Source organism: Nostoc favosum CHAB5714 (assembly GCF_020829495.1).
GTDB classification, from domain to species: Bacteria; Cyanobacteriota; Cyanobacteriia; order Cyanobacteriales; family Nostocaceae; genus Nostoc; species Nostoc favosum.
Genome location: NZ_JAIVFQ010000103.1, coordinates 1 through 22,697 on the forward strand (window position 1 = coordinate 1; position 22,697 = coordinate 22,697).

At 38.5% G+C, this 22,697-nt stretch carries 19 protein-coding genes and 1 pseudogene; 1 reads left to right on the forward strand and 19 read right to left on the reverse strand.

Features of this window, described 5'->3' with window-relative positions; translation table 11 throughout:
• The 7 genes and pseudogenes from LC586_RS33580 to LC586_RS33610 all read right to left on the reverse strand — a co-directional run.
• A pseudogene (locus LC586_RS33580) lies at positions 1-1,138 on the reverse strand (pyruvate:ferredoxin (flavodoxin) oxidoreductase); the annotation flags it as partial.
• Positions 1,139-1,599: 461 nt separating this feature from the next.
• Positions 1,600-2,031, reverse strand: coding sequence for a DUF4037 domain-containing protein (locus LC586_RS33585; RefSeq protein WP_498072191.1), 432 nt, complete (start codon positions 2,029-2,031; stop codon positions 1,600-1,602).
• 162 nt (positions 2,032-2,193) lie between these two features.
• On the reverse strand, positions 2,194-2,946 hold the full coding sequence (locus tag LC586_RS33590; protein WP_229489808.1) for a DevA family ABC transporter ATP-binding protein: 753 nt from the start codon (positions 2,944-2,946) through the stop codon (positions 2,194-2,196).
• Between the two features lie 120 nt (positions 2,947-3,066).
• Positions 3,067-4,233: an ABC transporter permease DevC gene (gene devC / locus LC586_RS33595; RefSeq protein WP_229489809.1), complete on the reverse strand. Its 1,167-nt coding sequence runs from the start codon at positions 4,231-4,233 to the stop codon at positions 3,067-3,069.
• Positions 4,234-4,247: 14 nt separating this feature from the next.
• On the reverse strand, positions 4,248-4,583 hold the full coding sequence (locus tag LC586_RS33600) for a DUF2834 domain-containing protein (protein WP_229489810.1): 336 nt from the start codon (positions 4,581-4,583) through the stop codon (positions 4,248-4,250).
• A 181-nt stretch (positions 4,584-4,764) separates the two neighbouring features.
• On the reverse strand, positions 4,765-6,054 hold the full coding sequence (locus tag LC586_RS33605; protein WP_229489811.1) for an ABC exporter membrane fusion protein: 1,290 nt from the start codon (positions 6,052-6,054) through the stop codon (positions 4,765-4,767).
• Positions 6,055-6,170: 116 nt separating this feature from the next.
• Positions 6,171-6,788: a TetR/AcrR family transcriptional regulator gene (locus tag LC586_RS33610; protein WP_229489813.1), complete on the reverse strand. Its 618-nt coding sequence runs from the start codon at positions 6,786-6,788 to the stop codon at positions 6,171-6,173.
• 253 nt (positions 6,789-7,041) lie between these two features.
• Here LC586_RS33610 and LC586_RS33615 point away from each other — a divergent pair, with 253 nt between their 5' ends.
• Positions 7,042-8,130, forward strand: a complete 1,089-nt coding sequence (locus tag LC586_RS33615; RefSeq protein WP_229489815.1) for an endo-1,4-beta-xylanase — start codon at positions 7,042-7,044, stop codon at positions 8,128-8,130.
• Positions 8,131-8,325: 195 nt separating this feature from the next.
• Here the strand turns inward: LC586_RS33615 and LC586_RS33620 are convergent, their stop codons facing one another.
• From LC586_RS33620 to LC586_RS33670, 12 genes are all read right to left on the reverse strand, one after another.
• Complete coding sequence (locus LC586_RS33620; RefSeq protein ID WP_229489817.1) at positions 8,326-9,150, reverse strand: WecB/TagA/CpsF family glycosyltransferase; 825 nt, start codon at positions 9,148-9,150, stop codon at positions 8,326-8,328.
• 136 nt (positions 9,151-9,286) lie between these two features.
• On the reverse strand, positions 9,287-10,438 hold the full coding sequence (locus tag LC586_RS33625) for a glycosyltransferase family 4 protein (protein ID WP_229489818.1): 1,152 nt from the start codon (positions 10,436-10,438) through the stop codon (positions 9,287-9,289).
• Between the two features lie 226 nt (positions 10,439-10,664).
• Positions 10,665-10,793: a hypothetical protein gene (locus LC586_RS40925; RefSeq protein WP_267921776.1), complete on the reverse strand. Its 129-nt coding sequence runs from the start codon at positions 10,791-10,793 to the stop codon at positions 10,665-10,667.
• Positions 10,794-10,857: 64 nt separating this feature from the next.
• The gene (locus LC586_RS33630; protein WP_229489819.1) at positions 10,858-11,751 is read right to left on the reverse strand and encodes a glycosyltransferase family 2 protein; all 894 of its coding nucleotides are present in this window, start codon (positions 11,749-11,751) and stop codon (positions 10,858-10,860) included.
• Between the two features lie 116 nt (positions 11,752-11,867).
• A complete protein-coding gene (locus LC586_RS33635; protein WP_229489820.1) occupies positions 11,868-12,884 on the reverse strand; it encodes a GT-B fold glycosyltransferase domain-containing protein in 1,017 nt (338 codons plus the stop codon).
• A gap of 24 nt (positions 12,885-12,908) precedes the next feature.
• Entirely contained in the window at positions 12,909-14,180 is a 1,272-nt protein-coding gene (locus LC586_RS33640; RefSeq protein WP_229489821.1) for a glycosyltransferase family 4 protein, read from the reverse strand.
• A gap of 189 nt (positions 14,181-14,369) precedes the next feature.
• Entirely contained in the window at positions 14,370-15,197 is an 828-nt protein-coding gene (locus LC586_RS33645; RefSeq protein ID WP_229489822.1) for a class I SAM-dependent methyltransferase, read from the reverse strand.
• A 42-nt stretch (positions 15,198-15,239) separates the two neighbouring features.
• Positions 15,240-16,460 carry an O-antigen ligase family protein gene (locus LC586_RS33650; RefSeq protein ID WP_229489824.1) on the reverse strand — a complete coding sequence of 407 codons (1,221 nt, stop codon included), beginning with the start codon at positions 16,458-16,460 and terminating at the stop codon, positions 15,240-15,242.
• Between the two features lie 37 nt (positions 16,461-16,497).
• Positions 16,498-17,424 carry a glycosyltransferase family 2 protein gene (locus LC586_RS33655; RefSeq protein WP_229489826.1) on the reverse strand — a complete coding sequence of 309 codons (927 nt, stop codon included), beginning with the start codon at positions 17,422-17,424 and terminating at the stop codon, positions 16,498-16,500.
• A gap of 55 nt (positions 17,425-17,479) precedes the next feature.
• Positions 17,480-18,802 (reverse strand): flippase, encoded by a 1,323-nt coding sequence (locus tag LC586_RS33660; RefSeq protein WP_229489827.1) that lies wholly within the window; start codon positions 18,800-18,802, stop codon positions 17,480-17,482.
• A gap of 104 nt (positions 18,803-18,906) precedes the next feature.
• The gene (locus tag LC586_RS33665; RefSeq protein WP_229489828.1) at positions 18,907-19,860 is read right to left on the reverse strand and encodes a glycosyltransferase family 2 protein; all 954 of its coding nucleotides are present in this window, start codon (positions 19,858-19,860) and stop codon (positions 18,907-18,909) included.
• A 264-nt stretch (positions 19,861-20,124) separates the two neighbouring features.
• Positions 20,125-22,329, reverse strand: coding sequence for a GumC family protein (locus tag LC586_RS33670; RefSeq protein ID WP_229489829.1), 2,205 nt, complete (start codon positions 22,327-22,329; stop codon positions 20,125-20,127).
• Positions 22,330-22,697 lie beyond the last annotated feature (368 nt).

Sequence of the window (22,697 nt, forward strand, 5' to 3'; positions counted from 1 at the left end):
CCCCTGCTCCCTCATCTCCCCCTGCTCCCTCATCTCCCCCTGCTCCCTCATCTCCCCCTGCTCCCTCATCTCCCCCATCTCCCCACGCTTCATAAATAGCAGCCACTACATCTAAATACAAAGGTTCCCCGGCGCTACCTGCTTCTTTGGTGCGGTCGAGAACTGCGATCGCTTGTACACTAGTTGGTAATACTGCAACAAACCTTTGGACATCAAAGGGGCGGTAAAGTCGCACTTTTACTACGCCAAGTTTTTCACCACGGGCGTTAAGGTAATCTACTGTTTCATGAACAGTTTCACAACCTGAACCCATAAGAACGATAACGCGCGAGGCATCGTTGGCTCCGTAATATTCATAGATTTTATAATGCCTTCCCGTGCGTTCTCCAAATTCATCCATGATGCGCTGGACAATTTCTGGACAGGCGTTGTAATAAGGGTTAGCGCCTTCACGTCCTTGGAAGTAGACATCGGGGTTTTGGGCAGTCCCCCGCAATACTGGACGATCTGGGGTGAGGGCACGGCTACGATGGGCGAGTATTAGGTTATCGTGGATGAGCGATCGCAAATCGTCATCTGAGAGCAATTTGACTTTCTGCACTTCATGTGATGTGCGAAAGCCGTCAAAAAAATGCATAAACGAGACTCGTGTCTCCAGGGTAGCAGCATGGGCAATGAGAGCAAAATCTTGACTTTCTTGCACCGAAGCAGAACACAGCAGAGCAAAGCCAGTAGCACGAGCTGCCATCACGTCGCTATGGTCGCCAAAAATTGATAATGCATGGGTAGCCAAAGAACGGGCGGCAACGTGAACCACAGCGCTAGTCAGTTCACCAGCAATTTTGTAAAAGTTGGGTATCATCAACAATAATCCCTGAGATGCCGTGAAGGTGGTACTCAGGGAGCCTGTTTGTAATGCTCCATGTACAGCACCGGCAGCTCCTCCCTCGCTCTGCATTTGCACGACGCTGGGAACAGTACCCCAGAGGTTGGGACGATTTTCTGCTGACCAAGCATCTGCCCATTCACCCATTGCTGAAGAGGGGGTGATGGGATAAATGGCAATCACTTCATTTAATTTGTAAGCAACACGGGCAACAGCCTCATTCCCGTCGATGGTTGCAAAGGTTTTGTTCATAGTATGATTTTTGTCCCCGCCTTTAAGCTGCATTATCAGAACACGTGAATATAAGACAATACGGTTCAGTTAAGGTTAAAACTCTTAGTTAAAGTGATATTTTTAACGAACCGCCAAGAACGCCAAGGACGCAGAGAAAAGAAAGAAATACTTAACTGAACCCTATTGGAATATAAGAATCAGAAATAGCCAGTACTAGAAAGTAAGTGTATTATCTGCATTAAAGATTTATCGGTAGGATTTACTCCGTGTTTAAAGGATAGTTTGTTGATAGCTTTAGGCTCTTAGATTAACTTTCGATCAATACTGCATCTATTAATATCTCATCTGCAATACTGCATCTATTAATATGTATTAATAATGTACTCAATGACCAAAGGCTTTATTTGATAACACTTTAAAACAATTTATTCTTTTTTGTGGGGTATAGGGTCGGGAACAATACTACTCGTTTATAAAAATTACATCGCTAATCGCCGATTTCCATACCATTGACTCAAATCATCCTCAATCGCCTCAATAATTGCGATCGCCTCAGTTATTGATTTTGCATCGGCAGCTAAAAGTGTAAAAGCTCGCTCAACCCGTTGTTGATAGTCAGTAGGGCAAATAGCGAACCTATTAGCGACTGCCATCGCCCCTTTTTCATTCAACAGGTAATCTTCGTTGAGCGCGAATAAAACCTGATTCATACACGCCACACTGCGGAAACAACAACCTGCTGCGTAAACAACATCATCGCGTGCGATCGCCTTTTTTGCGACCAACAGCGAGAAACTTATTTCCCAAGCGAAAGTATCAATAGTTGCCTGTTTCAGCCCAACTGGATAAAGCTCTGTTTTTACCTTCAAAGCCTCTAAAACACCATCAGGGTCGTAAAGTGCGTGACAAATAGCAAGTTTTCAGGCATTTCTTAATTATCCTGTGATCGTAAATAGACGATGCTGTAGGGGCACAGCAATGCTGTGCCCTTACGAAAGATATGGTTTTTAACCTTAATCCATATTTGGTATTTCTTGTCAATGCGTAAGTCCTATATAATTTAACCCGCCTACTTACTTGCTTGTTTTGGTAAAATCTACACCATCGGTCTTCAACTGACCATCTTCCATATAAATGATGCGATCGGCAATATCGAGGATGCGGTTATCGTGGGTAACTAGCAAAATCGTACAGCCTTGTTCTTTGGCTAGCTTCTGCATCACTTCTACGACATCGCGCCCAGATTTTTTGTCGAGTGCAGCAGTGGGTTCATCTGCTAAGACAATCTTAGGATGACTAACTAAGGCACGAGCGATCGCTACTCGTTGCTTTTGCCCTCCAGATAGTTTCTCTGGGTAGTAATTTACACGATCACCTAAACCGACAGTTTCCAAAATAGCGATCGCTTTAGCATTGATATCCTGATTCAGAAAATCCTCATGTAACTCTAAGGACATCCGCACATTTTCTCTTGCTGTCAAAAAAGTCATCAGGTTATGAGCCTGGAAAATATAGCCAATCTGGCGGCGAAGTTTAGTTAATTGCAGCTTTTTAGCGTCACGAATTTCCTCCCCTAAGATTTTGAGACTACCTTCTTGAGCAGAACGCAATCCACCCATTAAGGTTAACAAGGTGGTTTTCCCCGAACCAGAGGGGCCAGTCATGATAACGATTTCTCCAGCAGTAATCTCCAAATTAATGTCGAATAATACTTGTTTGCGAAGCCCACCTTCACCAAAGTAGTGGTTGAGGTTACTAATAGAAATTACAGATTCTAAAGTAGAAAATGTTGAATCGGAATTTACTGGGAAAGATTTTTGCAACATAAGATTTTATAGGGCATTGGGTATGGGGAAGATGAGGGAGATGAGGGAGATAAGGGAGATGAGGGAGACAAGGGGACAAGGAGAATAACCATGCCCCATGCCCCATGCCCAATGCCCCCTTTAAAAAACATCGGCAGGGTCAGCAGATCGTAACTTCCGCATTGCGATCGCTCCAGAAACACTACACATGATCACGGTCAAAATCCAAACCTGTATCGCCCGTTCCATTTTCATGAAAATAGGAAGCATCGTCGCAGCATAGGTGACTTGATACAATCCAAAAGAAAGGATGAATCCAGGCAGAAAACCTAAGATAGCCAATAATAATGCTTCTTGAATTAGGACTCCTAAAAGATAATTATCGGTGTATCCCATTGCTTTGAGGGTGGCATATTCTGGCAAGTGGTCAGAAACATCCGAGTAAAGGATTTGGTAGACAATCACGATGCCAACGATAAACCCAACTCCAGTACCTAAACCGAAAATAAAACCAATGCCAGTACCGGCTTCCCAGTAAGTTCTCTCCACTTTGGCAAACTCTTCTGGAGTCAAGACTCTGACATCTTTAGGTAGTCCATTGACAAGTTGCGATCGCACGAGTTCAGAATCGGCATCTGGTTTAAGCGTAATCAATCCAACTTCGATGCGATCGGGTTGACGCTCTGGGAATAGCTGGAGAAAGGTAGAGTCACTGGTGATCACATTACCATCAGCAGCAAAGGAGGCTCCATCAGTAAACAAGCCCTTAACAAAGACGGCTTTACTATTGAGTTCCGTGTCAAATTTGCCTGTTTTCTTAAAGATATCGCCAACTGCCCCGTATTCTGGACGACCTGCCTGGTCAAACAGAACTTGATACAACTGTTTAAGGTGCTCCTGATTTTGCTTAATTTCGGGCGATTTGAATGGTGATTGTGCCGGATCGACACCCCAAACCAAAATGGCACGCTCAAGACGTGTTTCAGGATTTCGCCACTGTCCAGTGCTGATGTAGACAGAATTAACTGACTGAACACCTTCATAACCTAATGTTTGATATAGTCGCTCTCTGGAAAAGTTTTTTACAGAAAACAAAGTTTGAAATTGGGGACTAATTAAAACCAAATCTGCCTGTAAATTGCGATGAGGTTTCACAGCAGCATCAAAAAGCGCACTTTCAAATCCCAACTGGATAAACATCAGCATATCCGCAAAGGTAATACCTGCGACTGCAACAGCCAGACGGGTTTTTTCTTTCATTAACTGCCGCCATGCTAGCGGCGTTTTGCGAAATAGTTTAGAAAACATATTTAAAAAACCCTTTAATAACTCAGTGTTTCAGGTTGCTGTTCAAGCTGGCGTTCTCGCATGAAAAGAAATAAGGGAAGACCTAAAGAAACACCAACTAAAAGATTACAAACAACGTAAACCCAGAGATTTTGCATTTTCAAACGTGTTCCTTCCCAAAATACGAATGTCCACAAGACTAGCGATGAAACAATAACATCCATGCCAAAAAAACCAGAAATTTTGTTGGTAAAGAGTTGTTCAAAAAACAGCTTTATATCAAGACCATGCTCTAAGATAAATGGAACAAACTGGGAGTAAGGTAGAACGAAGCCAAGTACACAAAGCAGAAGATATATGACTTTAAGCATGATTGAATTCACCTTATAAAAAATGATGGAATACACGAGGTAGCGAACAACAACTCTATATAGGACTCCTATTTAATTTTTGAACAAGACTCAGTACGGATCTATGCTTTCTTTCCTGTTCCCTATTCCCTATTCCCTGTTCCCTGCCCACGCAAGTAAATTCAGGAATCAAACCGGATTCCTATATTTCAATTGCTGTCTGTACTTGTAAGTTAGTGAAACCTGCAACTCGTTTGCTGTCTTCAGGATTGAGGCGAATTTTCACCTCAACTACTCGGCTATCAAGGTTCTCCCCTGGCTGGTTGCTGAAAACGTTTTGTCTATTCACCTGCAAACCAATTTGGGCAACGGTTCCTCGCAGTTCACCGACAAATGCCTGACTGCTAATCACTGCCTGTTGTCCTAGTTTCACTTTACCGATGTCGGTTTGATAAACTTCTGCGATCGCCATCATCTGGTTTGTTTGCGCTAAGTCTGCAATGCCAGAATCACTAATTTTTTCTCCGACTCGCGTATGAATTTTGATGATCTGTCCCGCCATCGGTGCTTTAATGTAAACACCCGTCAACTCGGTTTGGGCATGTTTGAGTGTAGCGATCGCATTTTCAACTTCTGTCTTGGCTGCGGCTACATCTACAGGTCGGACTTCTGCAATACTGGTAAGTGTGGCTTTGGCTTCACTGACTTGCTTGCTACCAGTGGCGTTAGTACGGGCGAGTGCTGCTTTGGCTTCGGCAAGTTGTTTGCTAGCAGTGGTGTTAATCCGGTTGAGAACTGCTTTGGCTTCGTCTACTTGCTGTTTGGCAGTTTCTACAGTCAAGCCCTTACTATCGTACAAAGAATTAGAAACTGCACCTTGGGAATATAGCTGCTGATAACGTTGATATTCGGCTTCGGCATTTTTGAGTTCTGCTTCTAGCTTCTTAATGGTTGCCTCTTGCGCTATTTTGTCTCCTTGCCACTGCGCCTCTATGCGAAATATCGCTTCCTGTTGCGCTGTTTTGTCTCCTTGGGACTGGGCTTCGAGGCGTTCAACGCTTGCCTGTTGGGCCTGAATTTCTCCTGCTTTTGCTCCTGCTTGCACTTGAGCGAGTTTAGCTTGAGCAACTCTGACTTGTTGTTGGGCTTGTAGTACAGCAGTTTGCAAGCGATCGCGGGCATCTAAAATTGCTACCACCTGTCCGGCTTTAACGCGATCGCCTTCTTTGACTAAAATTCGGGCAATGCGATCGCCATCCAATGCTAAGGGCGCAAACAAGCTAATTACCTCTGCTTCCGGTTCTAGCCGTCCTAATGCAGCTACTTTTTGAATGTTGGGCGTGGTTTCAACTGGCTCAGATTTCTCAGTTTGACCAACTAACCCAAACTGAGAAATCCCATAAGCAACAATTCCACCTGTAATAGCAGTAGCTGCAATTACTAATGTAATTAACCCTTTTTTAGAAGCTTTCTCTGACAACTTTTGAACCATCTCTTTTGCTCTCCTCAGAAATTATTTTATTTATATTAAATGAGTCCGTCTTTGTCAATAAAATGCAGGCTAATTATTAGACTATAGTAGTTTACAACAATAATAAGATACATATTCTAGCTCTCCAAACCTGATAGAAAGTCCATTTTATTTTTTATTTCTGCTGTAGGTCGCGGCAAATATGCTGTCAGCATTTTGCCTAACAACGCACATTGTTCAATAAAATCAATTGTTTCATTACCCCATAACTTCTCCAGAATTAAACCGTCTACAAAGCTCAAAATAAAGGAAGCCAATACCGAATCTTGAATACCCCATAAATCGCAAATTGCCTCCTGATAACGCTGATTATTACGCTTAAAAATGCTAGTTTTTAACATTTTTGTAGAATCTTTATGTTGGCAAAAATCAATCCAAATGTAAGTCCATTTAATGAAGTAATCTTCGTTTTTCACTAGGTATCTTCCTAGTGCTTCCATTGATTCTTGTAGCGTTTGCGCTCCTTCTAGTTCAGCTAATGCTGTACTTAAGTCTTGCTCACAAATCTCCTGGGCCAATTGCTCAAATAGAGCTTGCTTGCTAGGAAAATAGTGGTACAACGTACCAGTAGAAACCCCTAATCCCTCAGCAATTTGGCGCATAGTGATGGAACCATAGCCTTTTTGGGCAAATAAATCAAAGCACTTGTCGAGCAGTTCTTTACGGTATTGCTCATGGTCAACAATCTTAGGCATGATTCAGCTTATTTATATCGAATGCTCGTTATATATTAAGATAGCATCTTTATTGCTGATATGTAAAAGCATAGTTGATTGATTTTAATCAAACAGATGAGTGTGGGAGTCATAACTAAACCTCAAAAAGTATAAAAACTCATTCTGTAGTATAATAATCTATGTGTTTTTGATTAAGTACAATTTCTTTATGCCGTATCGGAGAAAATTTCTAACAAGAGCAGGATATACTACCCTTTCTGCGTTATTGACTATGGGTTTTTTACAAAAGGATAAGCAAAAAGAAGACCATAGCAATAATATAAATGTAGCCACTTATACTAATATAAATTTTCCGCTTCGGCAATTAGCTGCATCCATTGGAAAGCGTTATGGTGCAGCAATTTCTAGTGATATTTTGCTAAAAGAGAAGGATTACGCTAACCTGATTGCTCGTGAATGTTCGATTGTGACACCGAATGGTGAATTAAAATGGGACGCCACTGAACCACAGCCAGGAAGATTTACCTTTGAATCAGCAGATGCGATCGCTGATTTCTGCCAAAAGCATAATATAGACATGCACGGACATACCCTTTTCTGGCACATGGGAAAACCAGACTGGCTTCCTTACCCGCCCACTCTTAAAATGATCGAACGACATGTTAAGGGAGTCATGGGGCATTATCGCAATAGCAAGGTTTTAAAGTCTTGGGATATTGCCAATGAAATTATCGCTGATAATGAAAATGAAACTGACAATGCTACCTACGGTTTGCGTAAAGGGGTAAAGCCAGAATTAATTCGAGACTTGTTTTTAATTGCCGCATCAGTTGATAACACCAAGAAATTTTACCTAAACGATTTCGGCATCGAAGGCGCTACATGGAAATCAGACCGTTTCTTAAAAATGGTCGAATATCTGAAGAATAGTGGCGTTAAAATTGACGGGGCAGGTGTGCAATCGCATCTATGGTTTTCTTCTGCCTATAGTTTTGACGAGAAAGGATTTAATTCCGTTTTAAAACGACTCAATGATCTTGAAGTAAAACCAATAATCACAGAACTAGATATTATTATTGATGCTCCACTGCCCGATAGTATTAAAAAGCTAGACCAGATGGTAGCCGACAGTTACAAGCGATATCTTGACCTGTGCTTTGCGGCTAAAGTTGATACTGTGATTACATGGGGACTTACCGACCGTCATACCTGGATACGTCATCCCGACTGGATGCCAAGACAAACCTTTAAGGACAATCCAAATCTTTGGAAATTTCTGCGTCCGCTTCCCTTCGATGAGAACCTGCAACCTAAATATGCCCGCGATGCTATTGCCCAGGCTTTTCAGCAAGCAACTTAATACTCCAACCAGACGTAAATAGCGTTTTTAAGTATTATTATAAGCGAAGAATGTAGCGAGATTCTTCGCTATTCACAAGTACGAAAGTTGAATCAGACGTGCTTACTAATTAATGATTAAGCCTTGCCTTAAAACAGTATTTCATAAATTCGTGGCGAATTGGGCGATCTACTGGTAAGGCTTGGCAAAATTCAATCATGCTAGAAACTTATGAAATTTTGTACTGAGAAATAGCAGGATTCTATTCTTTTTTCGTTGACTTGGCATACTCCAAATTTCTCGTAAAAATAATGTGGCTAGAAACCAAGGCTCAAGTAAGTAACGTCTCCAAAGTCTTTTAGGTTCAGACAACAAGCGATACAACCATTCCAAGCCCACCTTTCCCATCCAGCGAGGAGGAGTGGGTATTGCTCCTGCTACATAGTCAATACAGGCTCCACTTGTCAAAATAGTGTTGGTATGAATATGTTCAAGATTTTCGTAAATCCAACGCTCTTGGCGTGGCATACCCATCCCCACCATCAATACATGAGGTTTGTAAGAATTAATTGCAGCCAAAGTAGCAAGATTTTCTTGACTATCTTTATCCATGTCAATATAGCCATGAGCGCAAGCAATCTGTAACCGAGGAAATCTGTGGCACAAAATACTTGCTCCTTTTTCAGCGACTCCTGGCTTTGAACCTAAATAAAATACACGCCAGCCTTTATCAGCTGCTTCCGCCATCAAAGGCCATACCCAGTCAGCATAGGTTACTCTTTGTTCTCGCTTCATAGGAAAACCCAACAGCTTTCCAATTAACAATAGAGGCATACCATCAATATGGGTATATTTTGCCTTGGCATAAAAAGCTTGCATTCTTGGATCATTATGAAAGAGATAAAGACTATGCATGTTGTGATTAGCAATAATCCATTTTTTATTCTTCTTAATAGATTCTTCAATCAAGAAATTTAACTCTGGGATAGAGAGTGCATCTACTTTAACACCAAGAAGGTTATAAGAAAATTGATTTTTCATGATTTAATTTTTATTTTGAAAGGATGAGAGGTTAGCTCACAGGCAAAGTGAGTATTTAAAAACTATTTTTTAGTATATTTAAACACACAAATATACTAATTATTCTTAGTTAAATATCTTAAGTAAATAAATAGAGCTAAGAATGACTAACTTTAATGAGGACTTCCGCAATATTTTGCGCTCTTGCATTCCAGGAATATTTTTCTGTAATTAAGGTATATGCTTTATGTACAAGTGATTGATATTTATCAATATTTAAAGCTGCATCCAGCACTGTGTTAGCGACTTCTTCAGTTGAGTATCCTGTTACTAAAAGATGTTCTAAATGGCGAAATTCTTCTAAACCTCGCAAGCCTTCTGGTGTTGATACAACTAATTTTCTACTTGCGAAATAATCTAATGCTTTATTGCGAGCACCACCTGCTACTGCTTGTTTTGAGAATGGCAGCAAAGCAATATCTGCATATTTAAGATGAGCAACAAAATCCTTTCGTTTAGGTAAAAACCCTAAAAAAGAAATGTTGGAAGGTATTGGTGCTAAAATATCTTTCCCATCTCTACCAATAACAACAAAATGGATTTTTTGTTGATGATTTTGAAGATATTTAGCAACCTCAATAGTCATTAATACAGACATATCATTGCTTGGAAATTGAAAAGTTTTAGGAGCAATAAGAACCACTATTTTTGCTGGTCTGAATGCTTGATATGGGTCTTGCTCCAGAAACGATTCAGTACTTAGTAAGTCTTCAGTCACACCATTCCCGATACTATAAATTTGCTGTGGAGTTTTACCATACCACTGGGAAATTAATTTAGGAATTGAGTCACCTGCGGCAATAATTGGACTGCCAGAGAATATCAAAATTCCCTGAGCAATATATGTCTTAATGCATTGTACAAACTCTTTGAAAGGATTGGCAACTGAAAACAAGCGCATCCAGTATTCATATGCCGAAAATGTATGAAAATCTAATACAAGAGAGGGCTTATTACGTTTTACAAGCTTTAGTGAAATTAAAGCAGCCAATCCAGGCAATGTTTCTTGAGCATAAACGATATCTGGGCAAAACTCATAAATGCAGTTTTCTATAGTTTTAATATATGACTTTAAACTTCTTGAGCCAATTGAATGAAAAGGTGCATATTTAACAGATGAACAATCTAATCCTAGTTGAAAAACATCAAAATGTTCAGTTAAATATTGTCCTAAATAAAAAGGTCTAGTAAAAGCACCAAATGGCTGGTTAGAATCTAGTGTTGACACAATTAGTAAGCGTTTACCCATAATAATGATTGTTGATTATTCTCAAATTTAATAAATTCATGTTTGAGGCGATATTTGCCAATTTATCGAACAGAATTCAGGAGTCAAGAGTCAGAATTCAGTTGGGTAAACTGAGCAGAAATTGCGGATAGCGCAGCGTAAAGGCTTCTCTTCTCCTGTCAGAGACGCTGTTGCTAGCTTGCTTCCACGTTCGCGTAGCGTCCCGCAGGGAAGTAGTACGGAGACGCTAACGCGAACGAGAGGCTTTGGTTTTGCCAACGCCAACGGCATAGCAACTCTTAGAGACGCACTTGCGTTCGCGTCCTTTGCGCGTCTCGTAGAGAGCGTCAAGATTAGTGAATTCTGAATTCTGCATTCTTCTTCAATCAGATGCTAATGAATTATGCAAATATTTTTGGAGAAGAACTTTAGTGCAAGTATCAAGCTTGTGAGTTAGTTTGGTTAATATCCTCAGAAAATGTGGGAGAAAGTGCCAAATTCTTGTAACCAATAATTGCTCTGATATAGGGTAAAAACCAGTAAAATATCCAGAATAGCCCAGAGTGTCTGCTACAAAATATAGTCCAGGATTTCAATGGAAATGCTTTAATTTGCAGCGCCTTCTTCAAGCGTTCTAGTATAGTTAAATTGGTATCTACCCAACTATTCCGGATAGAATTTTTAGTACAAGTACCAACATATCCAGGAGCTACCCATATTTGACAACCCAATTTCCGCGCTCTGAGGGCATAATCTAAATCTCCTAAAGTGTGAACAAAAGCTGTATCAATATTGCCAACTTTGGCGACAACAGTTTTAGGGATTAGCACACAGTTACCATAGATGGCATCGCACTTTTGGATAACCGAACTTGGTTTTAAAAATTCAAACTTATTAGAGTACCACTTTTTAGATTTTACTGCTCCTCCATAGGTTGCTCTTCCTGTGATTGGGTCTTGAGTTGAACCAACTACAATTGAGTCTGAATAACCTTGTTTAGTCAAATTTTGATGAATCTGTAATAATTTGCTGACAGCATTGGCTTCCAGAAATGTGTCATCATTCAACCACAGATAATAATCATATTGATTTCTTATCGCCTCACCAAAGGCGAGATGCATCCCTCCCACCCAGAATAAATTGCCATTACCCTGAAGAATGTGTACTTCTGGATATTCTGCTTTGATAGCTTGTGCAGTCCCATCAGAGCTACCATCATCAGTTAAATAAACATCACAGTGATTTGTTTGCTCATATAAAGCATGTAGACAGGCAAGAGTTGTATTACGCCTGTTGTGGCAGGTCATAACTACAGCTAAATTTGCTCGTTTCATCTAATTTACCTCATCTAATTTATATGAAAGTATTCAATGCAAATAATAAATTTATGCGTAAATTTTACATACTTATCTTCATTTTCAGAGCAATAAATACTTCTTTTCGATTAGGTTTAAAGTTTAGCCATCCTTTCTATCCAGCTACTCAGGTTAATATCTAAATTAAAACTTTGTAATTTTTGTTCCATTCTTCTGACTATCAACATATATCTATGTAAAACTGATACACGAGGCATATTCAGTCTGACAACCTCTTGACACAACCATCGATATTTCGCTGAATTGTTATTAAGTTTTTTCAACCTTTTGATTTGTGCATTCCAATCGTTGTAGAAGAATAAATTGAAATAATGAATGGATATAATATCATCCCAATCTTTAATTTTTAGTTCTTTTGATAAACGGTTATGTAAGGGTAATGGATAACTATAATTAGGAGGAAGATGTTCGACTTTTTCTTCTAAGGCACATAAAGTTACAGACAAAACAGACTGCTCAACAAAATAAATACCCTGAGGAGGAGTAATATCTAGCCGCATTACTTTTTCAAAATTATTTTTCCAAGCTGTAAATATACCTGCGCTCCTTCTCACAACAACCAAGCCAGAATTCCAGTAGGCTCTGATTCTTTTATTACCAATTGGTGTCTCAACAAATACCTCACGCTTTACCCCCAGCACTTCATATAGCTTTTGCCAGTACCATTCTTGAGGATCTTGTAGACCTGTAGAACCAATTCCTTGACCATACTCAGGACGTATGCGAACGTTACAATTTACTGGCAATAAAAATTCTTTTGGTTCACAAAAAAAGCATTTATCGCTGTCTAAAAAAACTAATATTTCTGCATGGATATTTTGTTCCGCATAGGCACAAACTAAGGGTTTATTAGCTAAATAATATTCATGAAATTCTCGATTTATAGGAACTTGTTGATGAATCACCTGCAAGGCTTCAAACGCTTGTTGGGTTTGCTTTGATATCGGTTCACCTACTCTAGGATGAAAACTATATATAGGTGTATTTTTCAATTCGCCGCAGAACTTACGAATACTTTCTGCAAGCATCAAAGATTGACCTTCTAAACGCCCAGGTTCTGTACAAATTATAAAAGCTATAGGTAGTGACATATTATGAAGTATTGATTTACTAGGTTAATTACTAAATGAAGATTTCTTTGCTATGATCAATATTTCCTGAAATAAAGCTGAATAACGACGTGCTTGAAGTTCCAGAGTGAATTCTTGTTCCGCTTTCTGACGAGCATAAAATGACAGCTTTTGCAGCCTCTGTTCATTTTCAAGTACCCAAGTAATTCCTTTGGCAAAATCCTCAACTTCATAAGGTTTAGCCAAATAGCCGTTCTGCTGATGATCAACAATATCTTTTAAGCCAGTAGAATTAAACGCTACAACTGGAGTACCACAGGCGAGTGATTCAGAAGCTGTCTGTCCAAAAGATTCTTGAAGAGACGGTACAAGCATCACATCAGCTGCTGAGTAAACAGTTGCTAAAGATATATCATCGTGTAAGTGTCCCAAATAGTGTGTCTTGAAACCCAACTCAGGTGGATTTTCGGGTTTAGATGCACCAAAAATAACGATCTCCAACTTATCTTTCCAGCCAGATTTGCTTAATTCTTGTAGTGCTGGTTGCAAGTAATGAAAACCTTTTCTACAGTCATTGGTTGCATCTAGCGCTCCAAATAGAATGAGTTGTTTATCCAGAGGTAAATTCAATAATTCTCGCGCTAAACCTTGATGAACAGGTTTAAACTTCTGAGTATCCAGCCCATTCGGGATTACTTCAATTCGCAAATTCTTAAACAGAGAACTAGACTTAGCACATTCGGCTAACCAAGAACCTGGTGAAACGATTGTCAGATTCAAATTTTTCAAAGCTTTGATTTTACGTTGCCATACCCAATGGGATAAATCCCCATCCTTTTTGCTGCTCAGTTGAGGACAAGCTCCACAAGAGATTTGGTAACGGGAGCAATCTCCAGCATAGCTGCATCCTCCAGTAAATGCCCACATATCATGAATTGTCCAAACCAAAGGGCGCTTTAGTTTAGCAAGAGTTTCTATTTGCATAAAAGCTGCGCTAATCCAATGCAAATTGATGATATCTGGATTAATCTGAGCAACTTGAGAAATAATTCTATCTGGCAACCATTGAATAAAAAATGGAGTATTTTGCTTTTGAGAATAAAGCTTTAAAGGTAAAGTTTCAAATGTCAACTTTGCCTTGGCGATGCCTTGAAATAATCTGATCTTAGGCGCAATTACTGTTTTGTCATCAGTAGATTTTTCTTGCACCAGCATTTGTGATTGTAAGTCAATATTTTGTAACCCTTTATGCAAGCGATATGCAGCACGAGCCGCACCACCAGCCACATCCTGGGTGCTAAGAAGCAAAACATTCATATTACTACTATCTAACTCGAAAAAATCTACTTGATAATACTTAGGACTTACGCAAAAAGTGCCAAAAAGCTTAATTTATCAAACCCCCTTCTCTAGGAGACGCTTCCGCCAACGCGGAGCGTCTCGTAGAGAAGAATCGTAGAGTTTGCGTAAGTCCTAATACTGTATCTCTATCGCAGATAATCAGTATTATTTGTTTGGCTTGATGCCCTCACAATATAACGAGCCTGGTAGATATACTGTTCCATCAGGATTAATATCTAAGACTTCATTACTAAAGTTTGGAATCTTACTTGTATGGGCATCCAGAAATTCAATATTTGAAAAACCAACTCTTTCAAAAAAGGTTTTCATGCTATAGCTATCATACATCCACTTATGTTTTTCCCCAAGGGAGGTTTCATCTATCATAGACTTGCGGACATAGCGTGGTATCAACCTCTTTACCATGTCAATATAGAGGTATTTGAATTTGTTTTTGAGTTTATTTTGATTGATACTAAATACCTTTTGCAACACAGAATTAGTATTATTAGTTGCAATTTCTTCTTTGATATTCACACCTGTTCTTGCTTGTACATAGTTTATGGATGATTCATCATTTTTTTCAAGCACTTGTCGCCAATAATTTTTCATCAACCCACCATGTTCTGTTCTAACCAATTGGTCGATTAACTCAATAATAATCCATTCATATTGTTTCCTCGATTCATCATTTTCAATAGTATCGATAACTCTTAAATATTCACGGCATGTTCGCTCTAAGTCAGGAACAACGATGCGTAAAATACCTTGAGGTTTTAGAACTCTATAGCATTCTTTCACTAGCATTTCTCCCGTATCTTTAGAAAAATGCTCTAGGACATGACTGCTATAAATCACATCGAAATAATCTTTGGGGTATGGAAGTGGTTGCAGTAAGTTATGGGCAATTACTTCAGGATGCTCAGAATTAAAATCTATATTTATCCATCCAGATGAAAATCTATGTCCGCATCCAAAATTTAACTTTTTCATGCTTTTTCTCCTTTCAATTATCCAAGTATGTAAAGTATTTACCTATTTATATATTCGCGCCTGCTGGAAACTAAGAGTTAGAGACAGAGAGGTTGTGATATACATCAACCAATTCCAACTGGGAGTTAATAATCTTGCCTCTGAGAAATTCACTATGACGATGATAATTAGCATCTGCATTGGCCAATAATCTTCCGGTTTTTCTGCCACTGAAACAATTCGAGTCAGTGCCATTACGAAGAACCGGATAAATCCTGCTGCAAAAGCTAAGAAACCTAAAAATCCTAATTCTAACAACAGTTGTAAAAAGCCATTGTGAGCATTACTTGCCCAATCATAAGTAGCTCTCAGATTAGATGCAGCATTACTAGTCCAAAATCCAGAATATCCATAACCTAGCCAAGGTCTTTCCAAAACTTTAGGTATCACTAATTCCCAGAGATCAGAGCGCCCATTCAAGGTAAGGTCTTTACCAGAAGTACCAACTACAGTTTCAGCATTATTGATCAGTAATATTGAAACAATAATGAGTAACATTAAAGCTGAAGTTATCATAATAACTTGTAATTTATAATTAGTTTTTTTAAAAGATTGGTAAAAAGGTAAAAGTAATATCATTGTCAATATAATCGCCAAAGATGTTGTTGAACGTGTGAGGATAATTAGGCATATAGATAACCCACATAGCGCCCACATTAACCAGCGATATCGATAACTACTAAGGGCAAGATGTAAAAACACTCCTGCACTCCAATTCATCATGTAACCTAATTCGTTTTTATGACCATAAATTCCGCTCCACATATCTACTAATTCAGGCGATATATGAATATAACCTGGTATGAATGCAGAGAATATCATAGATAATAATGCAGATACGCCAAGCGCCCAAGCTATTAGCCTCATTTGTTCCCTAAGGGGATAACGGATTGCCAAATAGATTGCAAGAAAATATATTCGGATTAGACCTTTGATATCTTTTAGAGTAGAACTCAAGTCTTCTGACCACAATATAGAAAATATAACTATTGCTAAGAAAAAAAACTGTAATGGACTTTTGGTAATTACATAAACAAAACCTTTCCAGTATGAAATTAGGAAATAAAATAAGATTGAATATGAAACTATATTGAAAAAAGTATCTACCTTATCCCCTCCAAGGGTAGACATGGAAATTTCTTGTGCAGGATGTATTGTTAATGCTCCTACAGCAATTAGTAATAACAATATGGCTAATATTTTTTCTGTTAACTTTACCTTCATTGCTGATATTTAATTTATTAATTTACTAAATATATCACTATTTTTTCATCGCTGAGTAATTCAATCTTTTCTTTACTTCCTCTTTAAAAATATCCAATGCAGTTGCTTTATATACTGTTTTTTGTGTAAAGTTATCTGCCTCTAGATTCCTCACAATAAATGGTGGATGTTTTAAGGTAAATTCCATCGCTTGCATCGACATATTGATGAACGAAAATTCTTGGTTGGAAGTGAAATGAGTCGCGTCGGCACCAACACCAACATTAGAGATTAAATTGACATTGGGAATAATGCTTAAGCTACCCTGTATCCAGCAAGCAAATGTCCATTGGTAATCCCAGGTTATACCTGTAGGATTGTTATAAACAGACTGAAATATTCGTTGCCAATAACTTACTGCTTTTGGGTCTACAAGAATGTCACGTAAAAGGTTTTCTGCTTGCACCTCTTTCCAAAGTTTGATCGTCAAATCATAATGTTGCCAAGCACGCCTCCAACTTGCCCAACCCCAGCAGTGATTGTAGCGAGAAAAATAGTAACTGTAATTTGTGCGCTTTCGTCCAAATTGAAGATTTTGAGCAGAGATTGTGGCAACTCTGGTATCGTTCCTATATTTTTCTAGCAGTTCTTCACTAAATCTAAAAAATGTTGGGTGAGGGATACAATCATCTTCTAAAATAATTGTCTCTTCAACATTATTAAATACCCAATCTAAACCACTAGATACTCGTTTTGCACAGCCTAAGTTGATATCAGAATAATTCTTGATAACTTCGCACTGCCAATCAACTCTTTCAATAATTGCCCGAGTTGCTTCACACTTTTCTGCTTCACCTTCGCGATCAGTGCGGGGGCCATCTGCAATTACAAAAAGTTTTGTTGGCTTGGCTTGGCGAATAGCTTCAAAAACTTTCTGTGTTGTTTGTGGACGCTTGAAAATAATAAAAGTTACTGGTGTTTGCATTTTTGATTAATTTGGCTAATGCCCTTGTTGATATTCAAAGGTTAGATAAGAACTATTAATACTTATAAAATGGAATAAGCGATCGCACCTGAATTTTAAATATTTTTTGTGTTCTTGAATCAAATGCGTTGCACAGAAAAGCAGCAGCAGCTTGAGATATTATTGTTGCGATCGCAGCCCCAAGCCCTGCATATTTAGGAATAAGTAATACATTGAGAATAATGTTGAGTATGGCTCCAAATAAAGTCTTACCTAAAGAAACATGGTTCAAACCTTCAGCAATAAACCAAGGTGATGTTGCAAGACCCATAAATACAAATAAAGAAGTCCAAATATGAACTGCTAATATTGCTCCTGCTTCTGCATATCCACTTCCAAACATCACCATAATTATCTTGTCCGATAGGAATGACATTGGCAGAGCAATTGCCAATGAGATACATGTCATTAGACTGAGTAATTGTCCTATTCGCTGATAGTAAAGACTTTCTGATTTTTCCTTAACTGTGTAAATTGAAGGAGCAACAGAAGAAACAATAGCCCCTGGAATAAAATACCAAATTTCAGAAACCCGGACAGCAGCAGAATAAATCCCAACCTCAGTATTTCCAATCATTTGGCCTAACATTATCTGATCTATTTTCATAAAAATCAGGATAGCGAACCCCGAAAAAACTAGAGGTAAACTCTCTTTCATAAGAGTTTTGGCAGCAGAAAAACTCCAACGCCATAGCCATAACGAAGACCCTTTGACTTGGTAAACAATCAGCAAGCCAATTGCGCTCATCGCAAATTCTGCTAATGTTATCCAAGCAAAAGCTAATAATGGTGCTTTTGTTAAAATTAGTGCGATTTTGATAGCACTATTTAGTAGAAATGCTGTATTTTTAGCGATCACAGTGTATTTTGACTGCACTTGTGATTGAAACCACAGTTCAATAGTATCAGCCGCCCTAAAAATTCCTGCCATCGCTAAAATTGCAACTAGCCATATCTTCAGTATTTCCTGCTCACCTAAGAAAAACATAGTGCCAACTGCCAATAAGACAGAAGCAATTCCACCCAGCAACTTTAGCCAAAAAGTGGTTCCTAAAATTTCATCTTTGTTTGATGATTGACGCACAAGATGGCGAACTACTACGTCGTCCAGCCCTAGAGTAAAAATTGGGCTAAATAAGCTAACAAAAGCTAAAGCATAGTTAAAGAGACCATATTGCTGTACTCCTAAGTAACGTGCTACCCATACTCCTACGATTAAGCTTGCACCCATACGTAGAATGCGGTCAGCAAACAACCAACCTGTATTGGCAATAATTGCGCGCAGTCCAGAACGAGATTTAAATTTTGATAAGTTTTTAAGCTTTAATTTACTTAACATTATTTTTATGAATTAATCATGTGACATTCTTTATCCCTATCAGCATCGACTGTGCAAGCTTTTGATTTTTAGAGGTGCAAAATTACCTGTATCTAGCCATAATTTCACATTAATTTTAATTTTCCAGTCATAAAAATCCTCAAAAAATAGCTAACTAATAAAACCATTCCCTTGATTTTCCAATATAAATTAGGCTCAAATAAAAATATTATTTTCAAATAGGAAATGAAATCTTCAAATTTTGGACATGGTATTGTTTTTAACTCATGGAGAGATGTAAAAGCTAATAATAACGGTAAACTAAAATTGTTTTTTTGCATAATGTAATTAAATAGGGAATTGCGTTTCCAGAATCTCTTGTATTCATAGTTATTGTCTATATCTACAAATTTCTTGTTATGATACTGGTTATTTTGATGTATTCTATACATCACTAAAGGCTTAGACATATAAAACTTTTTAGCCCCTACTAAAGAAGCTCCCCATATCAGACAGTCATCCGCCCTTACACGCCAATCTTCTATATTGGGAATAGGTAAAAATTTTCTAATTATTTCTCTACGTATTGATAATGTTGAAGTTATCGAGCCAATCCATTCACCATTATATAAAGTTCTAATTACTGAATAACCCAAATCCAAATCAACTGCATCAGCTTGAAATGTTTCTTCTATTGCTCCAATTTTTTTATACGCACTAAATATAAAATCACATTCACTACGTCTCTTATAAAAATTTAGGGCGGTTTCTAAATATTGAGGTTCATAAATATCATCAGCGTCTAAAAAAAATATAATGTCCCCACTTGCAGCTAAAAACCCTTCGTTAAAGGATGATAATTGTCCTTGGTTTTTTTCTTTCAAGATAGATTTAACATTAGCTACTTGAGTAAATTTAGCGATGACTTCCGTAGAATTATCTGTGGATGCGTCATCAACAATAATAATTTCATCAAATTTAACTGTTTGGTTTAAAGCACTATCAATTGCTTCTGACAGAAATTCAGCGTAATTGTAATTATTAATCAAACAAGATGTTTTAATTTTATTTTGCTCCATATAAAAATACCTCGGCAGAGAAGAATAGTTTTGACAACCTCGAATTACCAGTACACTGGATATTTTACCAATTCTGTATGAATATGCGCTAAACCATATTTAAGTACAAGAAAGGAAAACGAACCACAAAGGACGCAAAGAAAGAAAGAAGTTAAAATGCTTGAGATTGAGATTTTTGCTTAATGCCATTAATTTAGCCCTACAGTCAAAAAATTGGGTTTAGATGGTTGTAGTGAGGGCCGCTTTCGTAATTTATAGGAGAACTTAACGCTCTTTGGAAAATTTTGTTAAGCTGCTAGATACTAAATCTTGTTCAATTTGTCGTTTTTTGTTGTCATAAAAATAATTATTAGGTTCATTTTTAGTATTCACACCATTGATAACTATCCCTAAGACCTTCTGACCTGACTGAGTTAAAAACTCTTTAGCTGAATTCGCACTGTTCAAGTCAACCACTCCAGGACGAACGACTAATAAGATTCCGTCAGTGAGGGTACTTAAAACAGCAGCATCTGCTATTCCTGACAGAGGAGGCGTATCAAAAATTACAAGATCGTAATCTCTCCCAAAGTTACTAATTAATGTTGCCATGCGTTGAGAATCTAGCATTGCTACTGGATTAGGAGGCAAAACTCCAGAAGTAAGAACCTCAAGATTAGGCATCACTTCTTGCGCTACTGTATCTAAAGAAGCTTCTCCAATAATGATATTACTCAGCCCTATTGTATTTTTTAGCCCCCAGATATGATGCTGTATGGGATTACGCATATCTGCATCCACCAACAAGACCCGCCGCCCTGCCTGAGCCATAGTCACAGCTAAATTTGCAGATACGTCAGACTTTCCTTCTTTGGCAACGGAACTTGTGATTACAATGCTTTTTAGCGGTTTATCAGAACAGAGAAACTTCAAGTTCACTTGTAGTATCTGGTATGCGTTACCAAGAGGGAAGTAAGGAATATCTCTGCCAATGATTTTAGGAATAGGTCTATCAAGTCCTGCTATAGAAGAATGATCTTTACCATTTCTGCCTTGTGTCGGAATCACTCCCAAAACACTGTATTTTAAGACTTCTTTGGCTTCTTTGACAGTCTTCAACGAACGGTCTATCAAGTCCAAACCAAAGGCAACAATGATACCTAAGAAAAGGCCAACTCCTGCTCCACCAACAATAAACAGGATTTTGCGAGGCCCTTCCGCTTTATCGGGGGTTAAAGCATAGGAAATGACACGAGCATTAGGAATCTTTTGGTTCTGTGCAATATCAATTTCTTGGCGTTTCTTTAAGAGTGTTTCGTAAGTCGTTTGAGCTGCTTGCAACTTCCGTTCTAGTTCTCGTTGACTCTGTTCTAGCTTTGGCAAATTATTTGCTCGTTTGATATAGGCATCTTGCTGTCGCAAAAGTGTGGCAATTTGTCTTTCTAGACCGACGCGTTCTGCCTGAGCACGAGTAATATCTGCTATTAAGCTTTGCCGCAGCTGTCCAACCTGCAAACTTCCCTCTGTTATCTGCCCTGTACCAGCGAATTGTCCTATCCGCTCTTTTAGCAAGCTCTGAAGAGCTACGACTTTTTCTTGTAAGTTAGTAATTGTAGGGTGTTCAGGTGAAAAACGTGTACGCTCTAGTGCCAGTTGGCTTTCTGTGTCTTGGAGTTGGGCAAACACTTTCTGAACTCCAGGTGCTTGAGTCAATTCAGATGCGATTACACCTTGCTGTGAATCTATCTTAGCTTCACTGCGTAACTGTTCTAAACGACCTTTGACATCATCTAGTTGAGCTAAAGCTTGGGAAATTTGGTTTCCTAACTTGGAAATCGTATCAACTGCTGCGCTTGCTTCTTGTCCCAAGACAACAACTTTATTCTTTTCTTTAAATAGCCGCAGTTTTGATTCGGCTCTTCTAACAATTTCCTCAGCTTTGGGTACTTCCGTTACGAGAACCTCTTTGGCTGTCAGTGCTTCATTCTGATTAGCTTTGATATTTAGGTCGATATAACTGTCGATAACTTCATTGACGATTTTGGCAGCCAGTTCAGGATCACTGCCTTTATAAGAAAGTTGTACAACATCAGTGCCTTTGATTCCTTCTATTTTAAGTTTTTTTGCCAAATCGGGAATCGACAGCCGTTTGCCTTTGCTATCTTTGAGGTTAAGGGAATTAATTGTTTTCTCAATCACTGGATTTGATCCAATAACTCTCACCTGAGTTTCCAGGGGATTGTCATTCACATTTAAAGCTTCCAAGCGTCCTATGTCTTGCGATAACCCTGTGAGTGAGGAAGAGCGATTTGTTTTAATCATCAAACTTCCTTCAGCCTTGTATGAGGGTTTTAGTGAAAATGCATACAAGCATCCAAGGGTAACAGTTATGCCAAAAATTCCGACTAGAGGTAGCCAACGGCGTTGGATAACTTCTAAGTATTTCTGAATATTTACTTCTTCAAACTGTGGCAAAGATTCCATCGTCATAATATATACAAATTTTATAAAAAAGTTGATTTACTTACAGGAGATATTTCTCAGTATTTTACCGACACTAGCACTGGAGTCTACTTTGCTATGGTAATATCTGCGTTGATTGTCAGCTAATGCCTTTTTGTTGAGGTTGTTCAAGAGGTGAAGTAAACTAATAGACATTCTTAACTAGCAGTATCTGGCTTCCACTTATCCACGAAAGACTAAATAGTAATTGACTAGAGCTTAGTAGTGATCCTGACTTTTCACGGCATGTGGAAAAGGCCATTTTGAGGGTTTTCCAAACCCTGATTTTTCCGTTAGCTATTTTCATTAACTTAAAGCTATTGACAATTAGGCTGTAGAAAAAGTCACGTTTTTTC